The sequence below is a fragment of the Serratia oryzae genome (assembly GCF_001976145.1).
GTDB lineage: Bacteria > Pseudomonadota > Gammaproteobacteria > Enterobacterales > Enterobacteriaceae > Chania > Chania oryzae.
Genome location: NZ_MOXD01000001.1, coordinates 391,514 through 408,178 on the forward strand (window position 1 = coordinate 391,514; position 16,665 = coordinate 408,178).

Here is a 16,665-nt window from a genome sequence, read left to right on the forward strand (position 1 = left end):
CCCCCTGCCAGGCCACAAATGCGAAAACCTGAATATCCTTATCATTAGCACGTATTACCCTCGGTATGAATGAGGTAGAATGCAGCGCTGTAATTTCCCCAGTGCCGCAACCAAGGCGCTGTGAACCTGCTGATAACATGGCAAAGAAATGGTAGTGACTCTATGAAGTTCAGGCCGGTACAACAAACAGCCACCAAAGGCTTACATATCGCCAGTTCCCCCTTTACCCATAACCAGCAAAGCACCCGCCGGATCATGCTTTGGGTGATGCTGGCCTGCATTCCCGGCATGGCCGCACAGGTGTGGTTCTTTGGCTATGGCAATCTGGTGCAAACGGCGCTGGCGATGGTGACAGCGCTGCTGGCGGAAGCGGCGGTGCTGGCGTTGCGCAAACAACCGGTGCGCGCGCGGCTGGCAGATAACTCTGCCCTGCTTACCGCCCTGTTGCTGGGGATCAGCCTGCCGCCATTAGCCCCTTGGTGGATGATCGTGATAGGTACCCTTTGTGCCATTGTGATCGCCAAACAGCTCTACGGTGGCCTGGGGCAGAATCCGTTCAACCCGGCGATGGTCGGCTATGTGGTCCTGCTGATCTCCTTCCCGGTGCAAATGACCAGTTGGTTGCCGCCGGACGAACTGCGGGCCAGCGCACTCTCGTTGCCAGATACGCTGCTGAGTATTTTTACCGGCCATACTGCTCAAGGTACTACCATCCATCAGCTCCAGTTGGGGATTGACGGCATCAGCCAAGCTACGCCGCTCGACGGCTTTAAAACCGGTCTGCGCAGCGGCCACTCGGTAGAGCAAATCCTACAACAGCCGCTGTTTGGCGGCATGTTTGCCGGTATCGGCTGGCAGTGGATTAACTTAGGGTTCCTGGCCGGTGGGCTGTTTATGCTCGGGCGCAGGCTGATTCACTGGCAAATTCCCTTCAGCATGCTGGCCGCCATCGCCCTGTGTTCAGGCGTGGCCTGGCTGCTGGATCCCGCACACCAAGCGTCGCCGCTGCTGCATCTCTTCTCGGGTGCCACTATGCTGGGGGCTTTCTTTATCGCCACCGATCCGGTCAGTGCCGCTACAACGCCTAAGGGCCGGTTGATTTACGGTGCTTTAGTGGGTTTGCTGGTCTGGTTGATCCGTGTTTATGGCGGTTATCCCGACGGCGTGGCGTTCGCCGTGCTGCTGGCCAATATCACCGTACCGTTAATCGATCACTATACGCAGCCGCGCGTATATGGCCACCGCTAAGGAACTATCATGCTGAATTCAATGAGAAAGCATGGCATCACCCTGGCGGTGTTTGCTGCGGTGACCACCGGTTTGACCGCGCTGGTCTACACCTTGACCAAAACCACCATTGCCCACCAGGCAGCGCTCCAGCAGAAAGCCTTGCTGGATCAGGTAGTTCCGCCGGAATATTACGACAACGATATGCAGAGTGAATGCCTGGTGGTGAGCGATTCGGCCTTGGGCAATGGCGCACCGCATCGTCTGTATCTGGCACGTAAAAATGGCCAACCGGTGGCGGCAGCGCTGGAAACCACCGCCCCAGACGGCTATTCCGGGGCAATTAAGCTACTGGTGGGAGCCGATTTCGGCGGCACCGTACTCGGTACCCGCGTGGTAGAGCATCACGAAACCCCAGGGCTTGGCGACAAAATTGAGTTACGCCTCTCTGACTGGATCACCTTCTTCAGCGGTAAAAAAGTTGAAGGCGCCAATGATGGCCGCTGGGCAGTGAAGAAAGACGGCGGCATGTTCGATCAGTTTACCGGGGCCACCATTACCCCGCGTGCGGTGGTCAACGCCGTGCGCCGTACGGCGTTGTATATGGAAACACTGCCATCTAAACTGGACACCTTACCCGTCTGTGGAGCCAGCGAATGAGTGAAGTCAAAGAGTTAATTGTTCAAGGGCTGTGGAAAAACAACTCTGCGCTGGTGCAATTACTGGGCCTGTGCCCGCTGCTGGCGGTGACCTCAACCGCCACCAACGCGCTGGGGCTGGGATTGGCTACCACGCTGGTGCTGACCATCACCAACGGCTCCATTTCTGCCCTGCGCCGCTGGGTGCCCAGCGAAGTCCGCATTCCGATTTATGTGATGATCATTGCGGCGGCAGTCAGCATCGTGCAGATGCTGATCAACGCCTACGCATTCGGTCTGTATCAGTCATTGGGGATTTTTATCCCGTTGATCGTCACTAACTGTATCGTGGTAGGCCGTGCCGAGGCCATTGCCGCCAGAAAACCGGTCGGTCTGGCCTTGGTAGATGGCATCGCCATCGGTCTGGGCGCCACCGGGGCGATGTTTGTGCTCGGTTCGCTGCGCGAATTGATTGGCAACGGTACCCTATTTGACGGTGCTGACATGCTGCTGGGCAGTTGGGCCAAGGTGCTGCGCATTGAAGTCGTGCATTTCGACAGCCCCTTTCTGCTAGCCATGCTGCCGCCGGGGGCGTTTATCGGCCTGGGGCTGATGCTGGCAACCAAGTATGTGATTGATGAAAAAATGAAGGCGCGCAAGGCTAAACTTTTGCTGGCTGAAGCCAAAATGGAACAGGGACACGCCGAGAAAGCGTTATGAATAAAGAAAAACGCCTGGAAATTCTGACTCGTTTACGGGACAGCAACCCGCACCCAACCACGGAGTTGGTCTACAGCACACCTTTTGAGCTGCTGATTGCCGTGCTGCTTTCCGCACAGGCCACCGACGTCAGCGTCAACAAGGCCACCGCCAAACTCTACCCGATCGCCAACACGCCGGCGGCAATGCTGGCTCTGGGTGTCGATGGCGTAAAAGAGTACATCAAGACCATCGGCCTGTTTAACAGCAAGGCCGAGAACGTGATCAAGACCTGCCGTATTCTGCTGGAAAAGCACGCGGGTGAAGTGCCGGAAGATCGCGCTGCACTGGAAGCCTTGCCCGGCGTGGGCCGCAAAACGGCCAATGTGGTGCTTAACACCGCCTTTGGCTGGCCAACCATCGCCGTGGATACGCATATTTTCCGCGTCTGCAACCGCACCCACTTTGCTCCAGGGAAGAACGTGGAGCAGGTAGAAGAAAAGTTGCTGAAAGTGGTGCCCGCCGCCTTCAAAGTGGACTGCCACCACTGGCTGATCCTGCATGGCCGCTATACCTGCATCGCGCGCAAACCGCGCTGCGGTTCCTGCCTGATCGAAGATCTGTGCGAGTATAACGACAAAACAGAGTTGTAATCATTGGCCCAAGCGTAGTCAGCCTCACTCAGTTCCCCCTGCCGTAGCTACTGCTGACCAATTAAGCGCAAAGCGGCATAAATATGCATCAATGGCAAAGGGGTCGCCCCTCTCCCGCAGGGAGAGGGGACTGGTTAGCCGTAACTGACAAGTATTACCCTGCCGTAGCGATCTTTTGTCAAAAAAGTGATATCACGCTGTCTTACCAGCGCTAGCCCTACCGATTTTGCCGTGAAGCGCATGGTTGAGATATTTTCAATAAAAAAATTAGGCAAGAATTGCCAATCGCATCAGGTTTTCACGATCACATTCCGTTTACATACTTTCTGCTGTTTTCCCAAATTTCGATAATTTTACAAAAGGCAACTTATGCACCATGATCGCTCGGGTTATTTCAATAGATTATCTACATAAGCTGAATAAGTTATAAATAGCAGAATATATCACTTTAAAAATAAACGCTATTAATTAATCAAAACAAAAAATCGATATAGATAAGGAATACGAACGTTAATGCTGCATAAAATTTGCAACATGGCTTTATCACATCATACAAGTTATCTGTAACAGAACATGTCAAAAAGCTTGCCTCGTTGACAAAGATAGTGAACATTACCCGCCGTCATTTAATCCTATAACAAGCAAAGGATGCAGCCCTGCATCACTTTTGCCCTTTCCCGTCGTGATAATACGGGCAGTGAAAAAACCAGAGGTCCCAGTGTCAACTGCAAACAACAAACAAGCAGAAAGCGTCAGTCTTAACGCTTTCAAACAGCCAAAGGCGTTCTACCTGATCTTCTCGATTGAGCTCTGGGAACGTTTTGGCTATTACGGCCTACAAGGCATCATGGCCGTCTATCTGGTCAAAATGCTTGGCCTGAGCGAAGCCGACTCTATTACCCTGTTCTCTTCTTTCAGCGCGCTGGTGTATGGCTTCGTGGCCATTGGCGGCTGGCTGGGGGATAAAGTTCTCGGTTCAAAGCGAGTGATCGTTCTGGGGGCGATAGTTCTGGCCGCCGGTTATGCCATGGTGGCCTATTCCGGCCACGATGTGTTCTGGGTTTATCTGGGTATGGCGACCATTGCTGTGGGCAGCGGCCTGTTCAAAGCCAACCCTTCCTCCCTGCTGTCTACCTGCTATGAGAAAGACGATCCGCGTTTGGACGGTGCATTTACCATGTACTATATGTCCGTCAATATCGGTTCATTCTTCTCTATGCTGGCTACGCCTTGGCTGGCGGCCAAGTATGGCTGGAGCGTCGCCTTCTCGCTGAGCGTGGTGGGCATGCTGATCACTCTGGTCAACTTTATGCTGTGCCAGGGCTGGGTTAAACAACACGGCTCAAAACCCGACTTTCAGCCGCTGCAAGTGCGTAAGCTGCTGATGGTTATGGTTGGCGTGGTTGCGCTGATCGCCATCTCAAGTTGGCTGCTGCATAACCAGACCATTGCGCGCTGGGCGCTGGCGATCGTCTCTGTCGGGATCGTGATCGTATTCGCCAAGGAGACCTTTGCACTGCACGGTGCCGCTCGCCGTAAGATGATCGTGGCATTCCTGCTGATGCTGGAAGCGGTGGTCTTCTTTGTGCTGTACAGCCAGATGCCAACTTCTCTCAATTTCTTCGCCATCCACAACGTTGAGCACAACATTCTGGGCGTTGCCTTTGAGCCGGAACAGTATCAGGCGCTGAACCCCTTCTGGATCATGCTGGCCAGCCCGATCCTGGCGGCGCTGTATAACAAGATGGGCGATCGCCTGCCCATGCCGCACAAGTTTGCCTTCGGTATGATCCTGTGCTCAGGGGCATTCCTAGTGCTGCCGTGGGGTGCCAGCTTTGCTAACGATCAGGGCATTGTGTCAGTTAACTGGCTGATCCTGAGCTATGCGTTGCAAAGTATCGGTGAACTGATGATTTCCGGCCTGGGCCTGGCGATGGTGGCACAACTGGTGCCGCAACGCCTGATGGGCTTTATCATGGGATCCTGGTTCCTGACCACCGCTGCCGCTGCGCTGATTGCCGGCAAGGTGGCGGGGCTAACCGCGGTGCCAAGTGATATCAACGATGCGCATGCCTCACTGGCTATCTATAGCCACGTGTTTATGCAGATCGGTATCGCTACCGCCGTTATCGCCATCCTGATGATGCTGACGGCACCGAAGCTGTACCGCATGACGCTGGATACGGCAGAAGATACCGAAGCCAAAGCGCAGGCGGCTGCCGCTCTCTGATAGAGGCAGCGATTGCAGGATAAACGCCGAGGTTAATCATCTCGGCGTTTTTTATGCGCATTGCTTAGCAACATCACTATTTTCTCACGGCCACGGCGCATAACGTGCTGAATCTGCATATAATGGAGCGCCAAATAACCGACACGGACCCTACCCTTATGCCATTCTCTCCACTACGCCGCAAATTGCTTTTGGCTGCGGCTGCTATACCTGCAATCAGTGCGCTCACTCCCCTGCTGGCGTATGCCGCCAACACATCGTTACAGCAAGCTCAGCAACAGCTCGCGGCGCTGGAAAAAGCGTCTGGCGGCCGTCTGGGAGTGGTTGCCATCAATACCGCCGATGGTACAACGTTGCAACTGAACGGCGGCCAACGCTTTCCGTTCTGTAGCACCTTCAAAGTGATCGCTGCCAGTGCCATTTTGCATCACAGCCTGAACAACAACGGCTTTATGCAGCAGCGTATTCGTTACCAGAAAAGCGATCTGGTGGCTTATTCCCCCATCACAGAGAAACACCTCGACGGCGGCATGACCGTGGCTGAACTCTGTGCTGCCGCGCTTCAGTACAGCGATAACACCGCCGTCAATCTGCTGATGAAACAGCTTGGTGGGCCTGCGGCCATTACCGCCTACGCACGCAGCATCGGCGACAGCACATTCCGGCTCGATCGCTGGGAAACTGAACTCAACAGCGCGATCCCTGGTGATGAGCGGGATACCACCACGCCAGCGGCCATGGCGGCCAGTTTACAGAAACTGACCTTAGGCAATGCGTTGCCGCAGGCGCAGCGCGAACAGTTGGTGGCATGGATGAAAGGCAACACCACGGGGGGTAAACGCATCCGGGCGGGCGTGCCAGCCGGTGCGATCGTGGCTGATAAAACCGGGGGTGGCGATTACGGCACCACGAATGACATCGGCATCGTTTGGCGTGAGAACCGTGCACCACTGGCGATCGTCGTGTATTTCACGCAACCCCAGCAGGATGCCAAAGCCAACAATGAGGTGATCGCTGCGGCGGCGCGGATTGTCAGCCAGGCGTTTGCTTAACCTCTAGCGCTATTCAGAGACGTTCGATCACCGGCAGGATAAACCCCGGATCCCCTTGCGGCAGCGTGATGCCCAGCGCACGCGCTGCCAGCTCAGCCACACGGAAGTCGATATCAGCGGCTTCGCCATCTTCCAGAAACCAGGCGGCGGAAAGCCCGGCCCAGGCCAGGATCCATTGCAACAGACGACAACGTTCCAGCCCGGCCAGTGCACAAATCTGCTCCACGCGGCGGTGAAAGATATCGGGATCGGTGGCAATGCCGTAATTGGGGTTGCAGAAGATGTTGGCATAGTCAAAACCACGTTCGCCATACAGGCGTTTAGGGTCGATCGCCAACCAGCCGCGCTCGGCAAAATCCAGCACGTTGTCATGATGGATGTCGCCGTGTAGCACGCCTTGTTCACGTGGGCTCGTCAGCAACTCCGCCGCTGCCGTGGCGCTCAGCCGCAGCAGCCCGCCGTGGGCCTGGGCTGCTGGCCACAAGGCGTTAAACCATTGATGCAGAGGGATCAGATCCGGAAAGGGCGCAGTGCGCGGTGCATGCAGTTGGCTAATCACCTGGCACAGAATTTCGGTTGCCCGTTCATCTTGACCGCTGCGCACCATCTGCGCCAGTGAGGCTTGGCCCAGCGCCCGCTCCAGCAGGATAGCGTCTTCATGCCAGGCGAAGATGCGCGCGGCCCCTTCTCCCTGCCACCAGCACATCAACAGGTTGCCGAACTTCTCTTCCTGTTCACGGGCGATCTTCAACATGGCTGGCAACCCTTGATAGCGCACCGGCATCAGCAAGCTGCTGTGAGTGGTGAAAGCATCACCATCCGGCTCAAGCTGCCAGCGTTGCAGATAAGGCGTAAATGCCTGGTTCATGCCTTTGGTGCATCCTTATTGCGAGAACGACTCACTGGGATGATAGTATTGCCGGGCAACATACTGCAAAAATTTTGTCAGCACAGTTTCCCCGGTAATAGAGCGATTATTTTTTGAAAGATCTGGTGGGGTTTGTCATGTCATTAATAAAACGTATCAATTATCCGCAATTACCCAAGCCTGGCGGGCCTTACGTGCATGCAGTCCGCCATGCCAGCACTTTGTACATCTCGGGCTTAACCGCGTTCGCCACCGAAGCACAGGGGCATAGCGCCTCACACCAGGCGCGCGCCATACTCGAGCAGTTGACCACCATCGCGGCCAGCGAAGGGACCAACCTCAAATCGCTGGTCAAAATCAGCGTCTTTCTGACCGATATCGCCGATCTGGCGGCGATTCGCGAAGTACTGTTCGATTATCTCGACGGCGCACTGCCAGCCTGTTCACTGATGGCCGTCAGCGCCCTGTTTTCACCCCAGCTTAACGTTGAGATCGAAGCGATTCTCGCCCTGTGAATCTGGGGCGCAATTATGCGCCCTTAAAGTGCAACCACTTCATCAACCTGATGATGAAAAACGTAAGGATCGGAAATCAGGGCAAAAGCCTCATCGTCTGGGTAAGTCACCGCAACATGATAGTCCTCACCGGCAAAACATTTGATGGCCTGCAATGACTCCCAATAGGTGGCCAGAAAAAAATGTGCATACTCGCCCTGAATTTCCTGTCTGACAAAAGCACCACAATTGCCCGCAATAGATTCAGCGTGCTGAACGCCGGTAACCGCCAAATGCTCGGCAAATCCTTGTTGATAGGCTATAGGAACACAGCCGTGCCAAGTTCTGACGATCATAACTCACCAATTGAATATAAAATCGAAAATAATGAATAAATAACCTATCATGTTTTTAGCGCTCTACAACATCCCCTGGCATGATTTTTATACAAAGACAGTAAAAGCAAAAAAACTGCTGTTACCGCAGGCCCTCGCTATGCCGCCGACAGAAATATTCTGGTAATTTACTGATGAGATACCGATCACGAATGGATGATTATGCGGCAAAAACCGGTTCTGCACGAAGCCAGGCAGTTAAAACGCCTTAACGCAGCCACACGGCGGCAGTCACACGTCTATAAATGGATTGCCCTGATCGCCGGATTGGATGCGCTATTGGTGTTCGGGTATGACCGGGATATGCGTAATGTGACTTTTTCCACCGTGGTAGCGCTGGTATGCGGCTACTTGTGGATCCGCGATCGCAACAAAGCACGCAGTTACCGGCGTGAATACGATCGTAAATATGGCCAATCTCATGATGGTTAGCCCCACGAATCAGGAGTTATCTGTGCTTTCTTCCCTATTACCAACAGGATTGTTGCTCCCCTTTCAGCCCTATCAGGAATTGGCTCACGCCTTGTTACCACTGACGCTTGATAGCGATGATGGTGCTCACGATATTGCCCATTTGCACCGCGTGTGGAAAAACGTCCGCCAGATCAGCCGTGATGAAGGGGGCGATCTGCGCATTCTTTGTGCAGCGGTTCTGTTGCATGACTGTGTGGCGGTAGAAAAGAACTCACCACAGCGCCCGCTGGCTTCTCGTCTGGCAGCAGAAAAGGCGGCCACCATACTGGCGGCGCTCGGTTGGGCTGCTACAGATATCGAAAAAACGGCGCATGCGATTGAGGCACACAGTTTTTCTGCTGCCATTCTCCCGCAAACGCTGGAGGCCAAAATTCTGCAGGATGCCGATCGGCTTGATGCGCTGGGCATGATTGGCGTCGCCCGTTGCTTTTACATCGGTGGCCGCCTGCACCGCGCGCTTTACGATGCTGCCGATCCTCTGGCGCAGCGGCGTGAGTATGACGATCGGTGTTTCACTCTGGATCACTTTGAAACCAAGTTGTTTAAACTGCAGGAGGGGTTTCAAACCTCAACCGGCCGACGCATGGCCGCACAGCGTACGGCACGCATGCGTCGCTTCCTGAGCGAACTTCAAGAAGAAGTTTGATAACTGCGCTGCAATATTTATGACGTAAATCCTGTACACTGCAAGTCAACTTCACAATACAGGTGGCGAAAATGAAGAAACTGACGCTGAAAGACATGACAGAAAGCGAACAACGTGAAGTAAAAACCGAGCTGGACAGAGCACGAAAAAACCAAGGTCGTCCGTTGACCAACACCGAACAGAACAAAGTGAAAGACGAGGCTATTGAACGCATCATGGCCGCACGTGAAAAAATTGCCAAAGCAACCCGGGCAGAACGCAAAGCCAATCGTGTGCAACCCACAAGCACAACCTTTAGCTGGACAGCCTCCATCAGCACCCGCCCACATCGTTAAACGAGACCCCGCCTCTGCGGGGTTTTTACTTGTCAGCACCAGGCTCACCAGAACCACGACCGTTGGAAAAATCATCCGTTAATTAAATTTTCTTGGTAAAACCGCTGTAATTTTAGCGCCAGAGAACTAGGATGAGAGGTTAGACACGTCTGTCACTCATCACTATCAAGGAGTTTTCGATGAAATTGTTCTATAAAGCTGGCGCCTGTTCCTTATCACCACACATCATTCTGCGCGAAGCCGGGTTAGACTTTACGGCAGAAAAAGTCGATTTGGCGCAGAAGAAAACGGAAAGCGGTGCCGACTATCTGGCAATCAATCCAAAGGGACAAGTCCCAGCATTAGTGCTTGACGACGGTAGCCTGCTGACCGAAGGCGTCGCGATTGTGCAGTATCTGGCAGATCGCGTACCGGATCGTAACCTGATCCCAGCGGCTGGCACGCTCTCTCGCTACCACGCGATCGAATGGCTGAACTATGTGTCAACCGAATTACATAAGGGTTTCAGCCCGCTGTTTAACCCGCAAACGCCGGACGAATACAAAACCATGGTGCGGGCAAAGCTGGAAAGCCAGTTCAGCTATCTGGATTCCGTGTTGGAGAAACAGCATTATCTGCTCGGCAGCCGCTTCAGCGTGGCGGACGCTTACCTGTTTACCATTCTGGGTTGGGCGTTCCATATGCAGTTCGATCTGAAGAAGTACCCGCATCTTTCAGCCTATTATGAACGTGTTGCGGCTCGCCCTGCGGTAGAAGCCACGTTACGTGCAGAAGGTCTGAAATAATCATTCATCCCCCGGCGCACCTGGCCGGGGGATTGCGACTACAGTTTTACCGCTTTAAAGCTGCAATCAGGCGTAACGATACGGTCCTGCGCGGCAACGACCTGCAGTTCGTACTCGCCCATGGCCTGCGTCACCCGCATCACGTCATAAACTGCCGCTGTAACGTGTTCCAAGGCTTTATCCAGCGCCACGCCCTGTAACAGATTCACCAGTAACAAACCACTGGTCAGATCGCCCACGCCCACCGGCTGACGCGCACCAAAGTCCACTAACGGGCGGCTGATATGCCAGGCTTCATCACGCGTCACCAGCAGCATCTCAAAACAGCCGATATCATACCCGGCGCGGCTAAGGTGTTTCACCAACACCACTTGCGGGCCTTTGGCGATCAGCTCACGAGCCGCCTTGACTGCCTGTTCCACGCTGCTGATCTCCTGCCCACTCAGCAGTTCCAGCTCCAGCAGATTTGGTGCCACCATGTCGCTGCATGACAGCGCCTGTTGGCACAGAAACTCGGCAACGCCCGGCGCCACAATGCAGCCCTTTTCCGGGTGCCCCATGACCGGATCGCAAAAATACCAGGCTTTGGGATTGGCCTGCTTCACCTGCCGCACAATCTCCAGAATGTGGCTGCCCTGTTCCGGTGAGCCGATATAGCCACTCAGCACCGCGTCACAGTCTTTCAGCTTATCAATCGCCGCAATCCCCTGCGCAATGTCGGTCAGATGGCTGGCGGGCATCACGCAGCCGGTCCATTCACCGTACTGCGTATGATTGGAAAACTGCACGGTGTTCAACGGCCAGACGTTGACCCCCATCCGGCGCATAGGAAACTCTGCCGCACTGTTCCCAGCGTGACCAAAAACCACATGCGATTGTATAGAAAGAATATTTTTCATCAAAACGACCTGACCATAGACACCGTCACAGGGAATATTCGCTCCCTGACCCCGTCAAAATAAAGGGGCCATCACGGCCCCTTACATACCTGGCTTATTATTGCCAATCAACCAGACAGTAGTGCTTTTTACCGCGACGCAGCAGCGTGTAGCGGCCAAACAGACGATCGCCATCGGTAAACTGGTATTCTGGATTAGCCTGTTTCTCGCCGTTGATGGTCACCGCATTGGAGCTAATCATGGTGCGCGCCTGGCCGCGAGACGGCACCAGTTCCGCATTGACCAGCGCCTGCTGCAGATCGGCATCGCTTTCCAGCTTGATGGTCGGCATGCCGTCCTGCGCCAATTGCGCAAAGTCTGCGGCTGTCATGTCATGCAATGCGCCAGAGAACAGGCTCTGGGTAATGCGCTTGGCTGCCGCCAGCCCTTCTGGGCCATGCACCATGCCGGTGACTTCTTCCGCCAGCACGTACTGAGCGCGCGGTGCTTTGCCACTGTTCTTGTCTTCCTCTTCCAGCGCGTTGATCTCTTCGATGCTCAGGAAGGTGAAGAACTTCAGGAAGCGATACACATCGGCATCTGCGGTGTTGATCCAGAACTGGTAGAACTTGTACGGGCTGGTTTTCTCCGGTGCCAGCCAGACTGCGCCCCCCTCGGTTTTGCCGAATTTGGTGCCATCCGCTTTGGTGATCAACGGCACCGTCAGGCCAAATACCTGTTTCTGATGCATACGACGGGTCAGATCGATACCCGAGGTGATGTTACCCCACTGATCGGAACCGCCAATCTGCAGTTCAACCTGATGGCGGTTGTACAGTTCGGCAAAGTCAAAACCCTGCAGCAGGTTATAAGAAAACTCGGTGAAAGAGATGCCTGAATCATCGCGGTTCAGACGCTGTTTCACCGCTTCCTTGTTGATCATCTGGTTAACCGAGAAATGTTTACCGATATCACGCAGGAAGCTCAGCACGTTCATGCCACCGAACCAGTCGTAGTTGTTTGCCGCGATCGCGCTGTTGCTGCCGCAATCAAAATCGAGGAAAGGAGAAACCTGTTTACGGATTTTTTCGACCCATTCGTTAACCGTTTCCGTGGTGTTCAGCTTGCGCTCCGCGGCTTTAAAGCTGGGATCGCCAATCATACCGGTGGCACCACCGACCAGCGCGACCGGCTTATGACCAGCCAGTTGGAAACGCTTCAGGCACAGCAGAGGTACCAGATGGCCCAAGTGCAAGCTGTCAGCGGTCGGATCGAAGCCGCAATACAGTGCAATTGGCCCTTGCGCCAGCCGCTCTGCTAACGCTTCCTCGTCCGTCACCTGGGCTATCAGGCCCCGCTCTTGCAATTGTTGAATCAGGTTGATGCTAGCCATCAATTTCTCCATGTATAAACGAATGCACCTTTGCCGGTACACGGCCCTCGCCCATTGGCGAAAGAATAAAATTCGGGGTAGCGTTATACCCAATGCATTTCAAGCTGCAACCAGGGCACAGTTTGAAAAAACGAAGGGTATAGAATAAAGCGCCAGCGGCATCAGCACCAGCGCTTAAGGGGGATTTTCCGTCTGTCAGGGTGCCAGTCGGTCAATTTTCCAGTCATTTCCATCCCGCTGATACAAAAAGCGGTCATGCAGGCGGTGTTCACCCCCCTGCCAGAATTCGACAGAATCAAATTTGACCCGAAAACCACCCCAGAAGCTGGGTAATGGCACTTCGCCCTGCTGGAATTTTTGCTTCAGCTCGAGGAATTTACTTTCCAACACGCCGCGCGCTGAAATGCGCGATGACTGCTGCGACACCCAGGCACCGATCTGGCTATCTTTAGGGCGACTGCTGAAATACTTCATCACCTCCAGCGTCGACAAACGCTCGGCCTGACCGAGGAAGATCACTTGGCGATCGAGCATGTGCCATGGAAACAGCAGGCTGATACGCGGGTTTTTCGCCAATTGTTGCGCCTTGCGGCTGCCCAGGTTGGTGTAAAACACCAGCCCCTGATCATCAACGTGCTTGAGCAGCACAATACGCTGAAAAGGCTGCCCCTGCTCATCCACCGTGGCCACGCACATGGCGGTAGGATCGGCCAGACGTGCCTCACAGGCCTGTTTCAACCAACGTTCGAACAACTCGAGAGGATTGGCGGTCAGATCGCTGCGGCGCAGGCCACCACGGGTGTATTCGCGGCGCAGGTCCGCAACATCAAACTCATTATTATCAGTCATCTGGGATATCAACCAACCGGTGAATTCGTAGGGACATTCTGCGCCTGCGGCGGCAGAATCTCAATTAATCTGATGCCAGCATGCAATCACTCATGATCACCCTACCGTTGCGTTCAACAAACGCATGGGGCCCTTTCGTCCAGAATCTGTACTTGCCGTCGCTGTATTGAGCCTCCGCGGCCCGTGTTAGCTGCAGCCGCTCTCCATCCATCAGGAAGCTGGCCGTGTTCTCTTCAGCGTTCAACGCCACGGTCAGCGGTGTCGTGCCACATTGATAATGCAACGTCTGATTGTTCCTCTGCGGTATCACATGACTACAACCCGCCAACAGCAGAGCTACAACGGCAATCACGATCTTCTTCATGGTGTTACTCCTTGGGACATTCAGCCTCCGTTTATCCTAACAGAGCTAACGGTGTCCCAACGGCAAAACCGGATAAATCCCACCCAGCAGCGTCTCGTGGCTGGCACCGGTCACCGAAGGCAGGTTGCCAGGTAGCCCAGACAGCGTCCTGAAAGCCAGCCAGGCAAAGGCCAGCGCCTCCATCGCATCACCACTGACTCCAAAACGGTCGGTCGAAGCCACTTCAGTGCCAGGCAATAAGGCAGACATCCTAGCCATCAGCGCTGGATTACGCGCGCCACCACCGCACACCAACAGCCGTTCGCAGCCCCCTGCCAGCAGCACCTGTTCACAAATGGTGGTTGCCGTCAGTTCCAGCAGCGTTGCCATCACATCCACCGGGCTGATCCCCGGCAGCATAGCCAGTTGTTGCTCCAGCCAACTGATGTTGAAGTACTCGCGCCCGGTGCTTTTCGGCGCAGGCAACGCAAAATAGGGATCGGTGAGCATTTGCTGCAACAGCGGCAGGCAGACCCGCCCTTCCGTCGCCCAGAGGCCATCTTTGTCATACGGTTGAGCACGATGCCGCCATACCCAGGCATCCAGCAGCATGTTCCCCGGCCCGGTATCAAAACCGCGCACCGGAACCCCAGGCAACAGCAACGAAAGATTGGCGATGCCGCCGATATTCAGCACCATCCGCCGTTCCATGGGATGCGCCAGCAGCGCCTGGTGAAACGCCGGCACCAGTGGTGCGCCCTGGCCACCATAGGCCATATCGCGCCGCCGGAAGTCGCCCACTGTGGTGATATTGGTCAGCGCAGCCACGCGGTTATTGTCACCCAATTGCAAAGAAAACCGCAGATCACCCGCAGGCTCATGCCACACCGTTTGCCCGTGGCAACCAATGGCGGTGACCTCATGCGCTGGAACATCGGCCTGTTTCAGCAAGCCCAAAACCGCTTCACCAAACAGGTTACCCAATTGCGCATCTAACCGACCAATGGCCGCCAGCGTGGTCTGCTGCCCCTGGCACATCGCCAAAATATCCTTCTTCAATTGAACCGGCATAGGGTGATGATAGCTGGCCTGCTGCGCCACCATACGCCCGTCGATTGCGGCAAGAACCACATCAACCCCATCCAGACTGGTACCAGACATGACACCGATATAGCGGCCTGACTTCATAGCAATATCCTTTTTATCCCTACGATGCTGAAAACAGATAACTGATTAAATAAACCAGAATTCCACGATTAACGCCATGAATCATGATGATTTTTTACACTCTGTCAGCCAAGTGGCTATTTTAGGCTGGCAACGGGCGACACGTTCGGTAATTAATAACAACAAAAAATTACGCTTATTTTCCCCCTGCTCTGTTATAAAGCTAAACCACCGTTTATTATTGGTTGAAGAGAGAAAAGTTAAGCTGTGCACAGTAGCAAGTTATCGAGATTATCGCGTGCGTTCGGCTCTACTTGTTGAAACATTTTCATTAAGCCTGTCTCAGGCAATTTGCCTGAATCGGGATTACCAACCGCAGGAGTTTTATATGATCAAGCGTTTTCTCGTCGTTGCTCTCGCCGGAATCACGCTGGCAGGATGTGCAGACCCTACAACATCCGGTGACGTTTATTCAGCCTCTCAGGCCAAACAAGTCCAGACCGTCACCTTTGGTACCTTGGTGTCTGTACGCCCGGTGCAAATTCAGGGTAGTGAAACGGCTAACACTATTGGCGCTATCGGTGGTGCCGTACTGGGTGGTCTCCTGGGGAATACCGTTGGCGGCGGTACTGGCCGCACGTTGGCAACAGCAGCAGGCGCGGTCGCCGGTGGCGTAGTGGGTAACAGCGTAGGGAGCGTGGCTGCCCGTTCTAACGGCGTCGAACTGGAAATCAGAACCGACAATAAAGAAAACATCGTTGTGGTTCAAAGAGCGGGTTCCACTCAATTCAGCCCAGGGCAACGTGTCCGTATGGCGCGAAACGGCAGCACCGTTACCGTTTCCCCTCTGTAAGCGCTTAATACTTTCCTGAACCTAAAACCGGAGGCACTTAACCTCCGGTTTTAGCGTTATTGAGGCTGAGGAAAGGTAGCTCAAGAAAGGCGCTAAGTTTGTTATTTTTCTTGCAGTTCAATAATGTTTTGCTCAAGTTTGCCAATCAAACCGACCAAAAGTCTGACTTCATCTACCGAGATCCCACTGAGGATTTCACCTCTTGTCACGGTAATCACATTGTCCACTTCCCGAATAATCGGCTCGGCAGCTTCGGTCAGTTTAATACGTTTCGCACGCCGATCGTTTGCGCAGGTATGGCGGGTGATCAGGCCCTTCTCTTCCAGTTGATCCAAGGTCCGAACCAGAGAAGGTTGTTCAATACCGATCGCCTTTGCGAGTTGAATTTGCGACTGTTCAGGTGGTAACCGATTGATATTGTACAAGGTAAACCAATGCGTTTGAGTGAGCTCCAGCGGTTTGAGCCGATGGTCGATCAACGCACGCCAGACACGAACCAAACGTGCTAAATCTGAACCTAAAGTTGACTCCACTTCCCCCTCCTTATAATTAGCATGCTAGCATTACACTCCAGAGTGTAAACTATTTTGGGTAAGTCATATTAAAAACACAAATGTATATAATCTATATTGCAAAAATAGCCACCCAATTTAGCAGTAATTGGTTATCCTCTGGCAAATATCTAT

The 16,665-nt window shown here is 54.0% G+C and carries 20 protein-coding genes; 12 read left to right on the forward strand and 8 right to left on the reverse strand.

Annotated features, from left to right (window positions below):
- Positions 1–162: 162 nt before the first annotated feature.
- The 6 genes from rsxD to bla all read left to right on the forward strand — a co-directional run bounded on the left by rsxD (position 163) and on the right by bla (position 6,499).
- Positions 163–1,248 carry an electron transport complex subunit RsxD gene (gene rsxD, locus BMI79_RS01825; protein ID WP_076940125.1) on the forward strand — a complete coding sequence of 362 codons (1,086 nt, stop codon included), beginning with the start codon at positions 163–165 and terminating at the stop codon, positions 1,246–1,248.
- 9 nt (positions 1,249–1,257) lie between these two features.
- Positions 1,258–1,887 carry an electron transport complex subunit RsxG gene (gene rsxG / locus BMI79_RS01830; protein ID WP_076940126.1) on the forward strand — a complete coding sequence of 210 codons (630 nt, stop codon included), beginning with the start codon at positions 1,258–1,260 and terminating at the stop codon, positions 1,885–1,887.
- Complete coding sequence (locus BMI79_RS01835) at positions 1,884–2,585, forward strand: electron transport complex subunit E (RefSeq protein ID WP_076940127.1); 702 nt, start codon at positions 1,884–1,886, stop codon at positions 2,583–2,585. Before rsxG ends, BMI79_RS01835 begins: the two co-directional genes overlap by 4 nt.
- Positions 2,582–3,217, forward strand: a complete 636-nt coding sequence (gene nth / locus BMI79_RS01840; RefSeq protein WP_076940128.1) for an endonuclease III — start codon at positions 2,582–2,584, stop codon at positions 3,215–3,217. The genes BMI79_RS01835 and nth overlap by 4 nt, the downstream gene beginning before the upstream one ends.
- A gap of 718 nt (positions 3,218–3,935) precedes the next feature.
- Complete coding sequence (dtpA, locus tag BMI79_RS01845) at positions 3,936–5,447, forward strand: dipeptide/tripeptide permease DtpA (protein ID WP_076940129.1); 1,512 nt, start codon at positions 3,936–3,938, stop codon at positions 5,445–5,447.
- Between the two features lie 158 nt (positions 5,448–5,605).
- On the forward strand, positions 5,606–6,499 hold the full coding sequence (gene bla / locus BMI79_RS01850) for a class A beta-lactamase (RefSeq protein WP_076940130.1): 894 nt from the start codon (positions 5,606–5,608) through the stop codon (positions 6,497–6,499).
- Between the two features lie 13 nt (positions 6,500–6,512).
- Here the strand turns inward: bla and BMI79_RS01855 are convergent, their stop codons facing one another.
- Positions 6,513–7,367, reverse strand: a complete 855-nt coding sequence (locus tag BMI79_RS01855) for an aminoglycoside phosphotransferase family protein (protein ID WP_076940131.1) — start codon at positions 7,365–7,367, stop codon at positions 6,513–6,515.
- Between the two features lie 137 nt (positions 7,368–7,504).
- Here BMI79_RS01855 and BMI79_RS01860 point away from each other — a divergent pair, with 137 nt between their 5' ends.
- Positions 7,505–7,882 (forward strand): RidA family protein, encoded by a 378-nt coding sequence (locus BMI79_RS01860; RefSeq protein ID WP_076940132.1) that lies wholly within the window; start codon positions 7,505–7,507, stop codon positions 7,880–7,882.
- 23 nt (positions 7,883–7,905) lie between these two features.
- On the opposite strand, the gene BMI79_RS01865 is transcribed toward BMI79_RS01860, so the two are convergent.
- Positions 7,906–8,217 (reverse strand): hypothetical protein, encoded by a 312-nt coding sequence (locus BMI79_RS01865; protein WP_076940133.1) that lies wholly within the window; start codon positions 8,215–8,217, stop codon positions 7,906–7,908.
- 201 nt (positions 8,218–8,418) lie between these two features.
- On the opposite strand from BMI79_RS01865, the gene BMI79_RS01870 reads away from it, so the two are divergent.
- The 4 genes from BMI79_RS01870 to gstA all read left to right on the forward strand — a co-directional run bounded on the left by BMI79_RS01870 (position 8,419) and on the right by gstA (position 10,496).
- Complete coding sequence (locus BMI79_RS01870; RefSeq protein WP_076940134.1) at positions 8,419–8,688, forward strand: hypothetical protein; 270 nt, start codon at positions 8,419–8,421, stop codon at positions 8,686–8,688.
- On the forward strand, positions 8,681–9,376 hold the full coding sequence (locus tag BMI79_RS01875) for an HD domain-containing protein (protein WP_076940384.1): 696 nt from the start codon (positions 8,681–8,683) through the stop codon (positions 9,374–9,376). Before BMI79_RS01870 ends, BMI79_RS01875 begins: the two co-directional genes overlap by 8 nt.
- Before the next feature lie 71 nt (positions 9,377–9,447).
- Positions 9,448–9,711 (forward strand): YjbD family protein, encoded by a 264-nt coding sequence (locus tag BMI79_RS01880; protein WP_076940135.1) that lies wholly within the window; start codon positions 9,448–9,450, stop codon positions 9,709–9,711.
- Positions 9,712–9,890: 179 nt separating this feature from the next.
- A complete protein-coding gene (gstA, locus tag BMI79_RS01885; protein WP_076940136.1) occupies positions 9,891–10,496 on the forward strand; it encodes a glutathione transferase GstA in 606 nt (201 codons plus the stop codon).
- Between the two features lie 38 nt (positions 10,497–10,534).
- On the opposite strand, the gene pdxY is transcribed toward gstA, so the two are convergent.
- The 5 genes from pdxY to anmK form a co-directional block, all read right to left on the reverse strand.
- Positions 10,535–11,395 carry a pyridoxal kinase PdxY gene (gene pdxY / locus BMI79_RS01890; RefSeq protein WP_076940137.1) on the reverse strand — a complete coding sequence of 287 codons (861 nt, stop codon included), beginning with the start codon at positions 11,393–11,395 and terminating at the stop codon, positions 10,535–10,537.
- A gap of 97 nt (positions 11,396–11,492) precedes the next feature.
- On the reverse strand, positions 11,493–12,767 hold the full coding sequence (gene tyrS, locus BMI79_RS01895; RefSeq protein WP_076940138.1) for a tyrosine--tRNA ligase: 1,275 nt from the start codon (positions 12,765–12,767) through the stop codon (positions 11,493–11,495).
- A 195-nt stretch (positions 12,768–12,962) separates the two neighbouring features.
- Positions 12,963–13,616, reverse strand: a complete 654-nt coding sequence (gene pdxH, locus BMI79_RS01900; RefSeq protein ID WP_076940139.1) for a pyridoxamine 5'-phosphate oxidase — start codon at positions 13,614–13,616, stop codon at positions 12,963–12,965.
- A 64-nt stretch (positions 13,617–13,680) separates the two neighbouring features.
- On the reverse strand, positions 13,681–13,980 hold the full coding sequence (locus BMI79_RS01905; RefSeq protein WP_076940140.1) for an MliC family protein: 300 nt from the start codon (positions 13,978–13,980) through the stop codon (positions 13,681–13,683).
- 45 nt (positions 13,981–14,025) lie between these two features.
- Positions 14,026–15,147 (reverse strand): anhydro-N-acetylmuramic acid kinase, encoded by a 1,122-nt coding sequence (anmK, locus tag BMI79_RS01910; RefSeq protein WP_076940141.1) that lies wholly within the window; start codon positions 15,145–15,147, stop codon positions 14,026–14,028.
- A gap of 367 nt (positions 15,148–15,514) precedes the next feature.
- On the opposite strand from anmK, the gene BMI79_RS01915 reads away from it, so the two are divergent.
- Positions 15,515–15,979, forward strand: coding sequence for an outer membrane lipoprotein (locus BMI79_RS01915; RefSeq protein ID WP_076940142.1), 465 nt, complete (start codon positions 15,515–15,517; stop codon positions 15,977–15,979).
- Between the two features lie 101 nt (positions 15,980–16,080).
- Here BMI79_RS01915 and slyA read toward each other — a convergent pair whose 3' ends face one another.
- A complete protein-coding gene (gene slyA / locus BMI79_RS01920; protein WP_076940143.1) occupies positions 16,081–16,512 on the reverse strand; it encodes a transcriptional regulator SlyA in 432 nt (143 codons plus the stop codon).
- Positions 16,513–16,665: the final 153 nt, after the last annotated feature.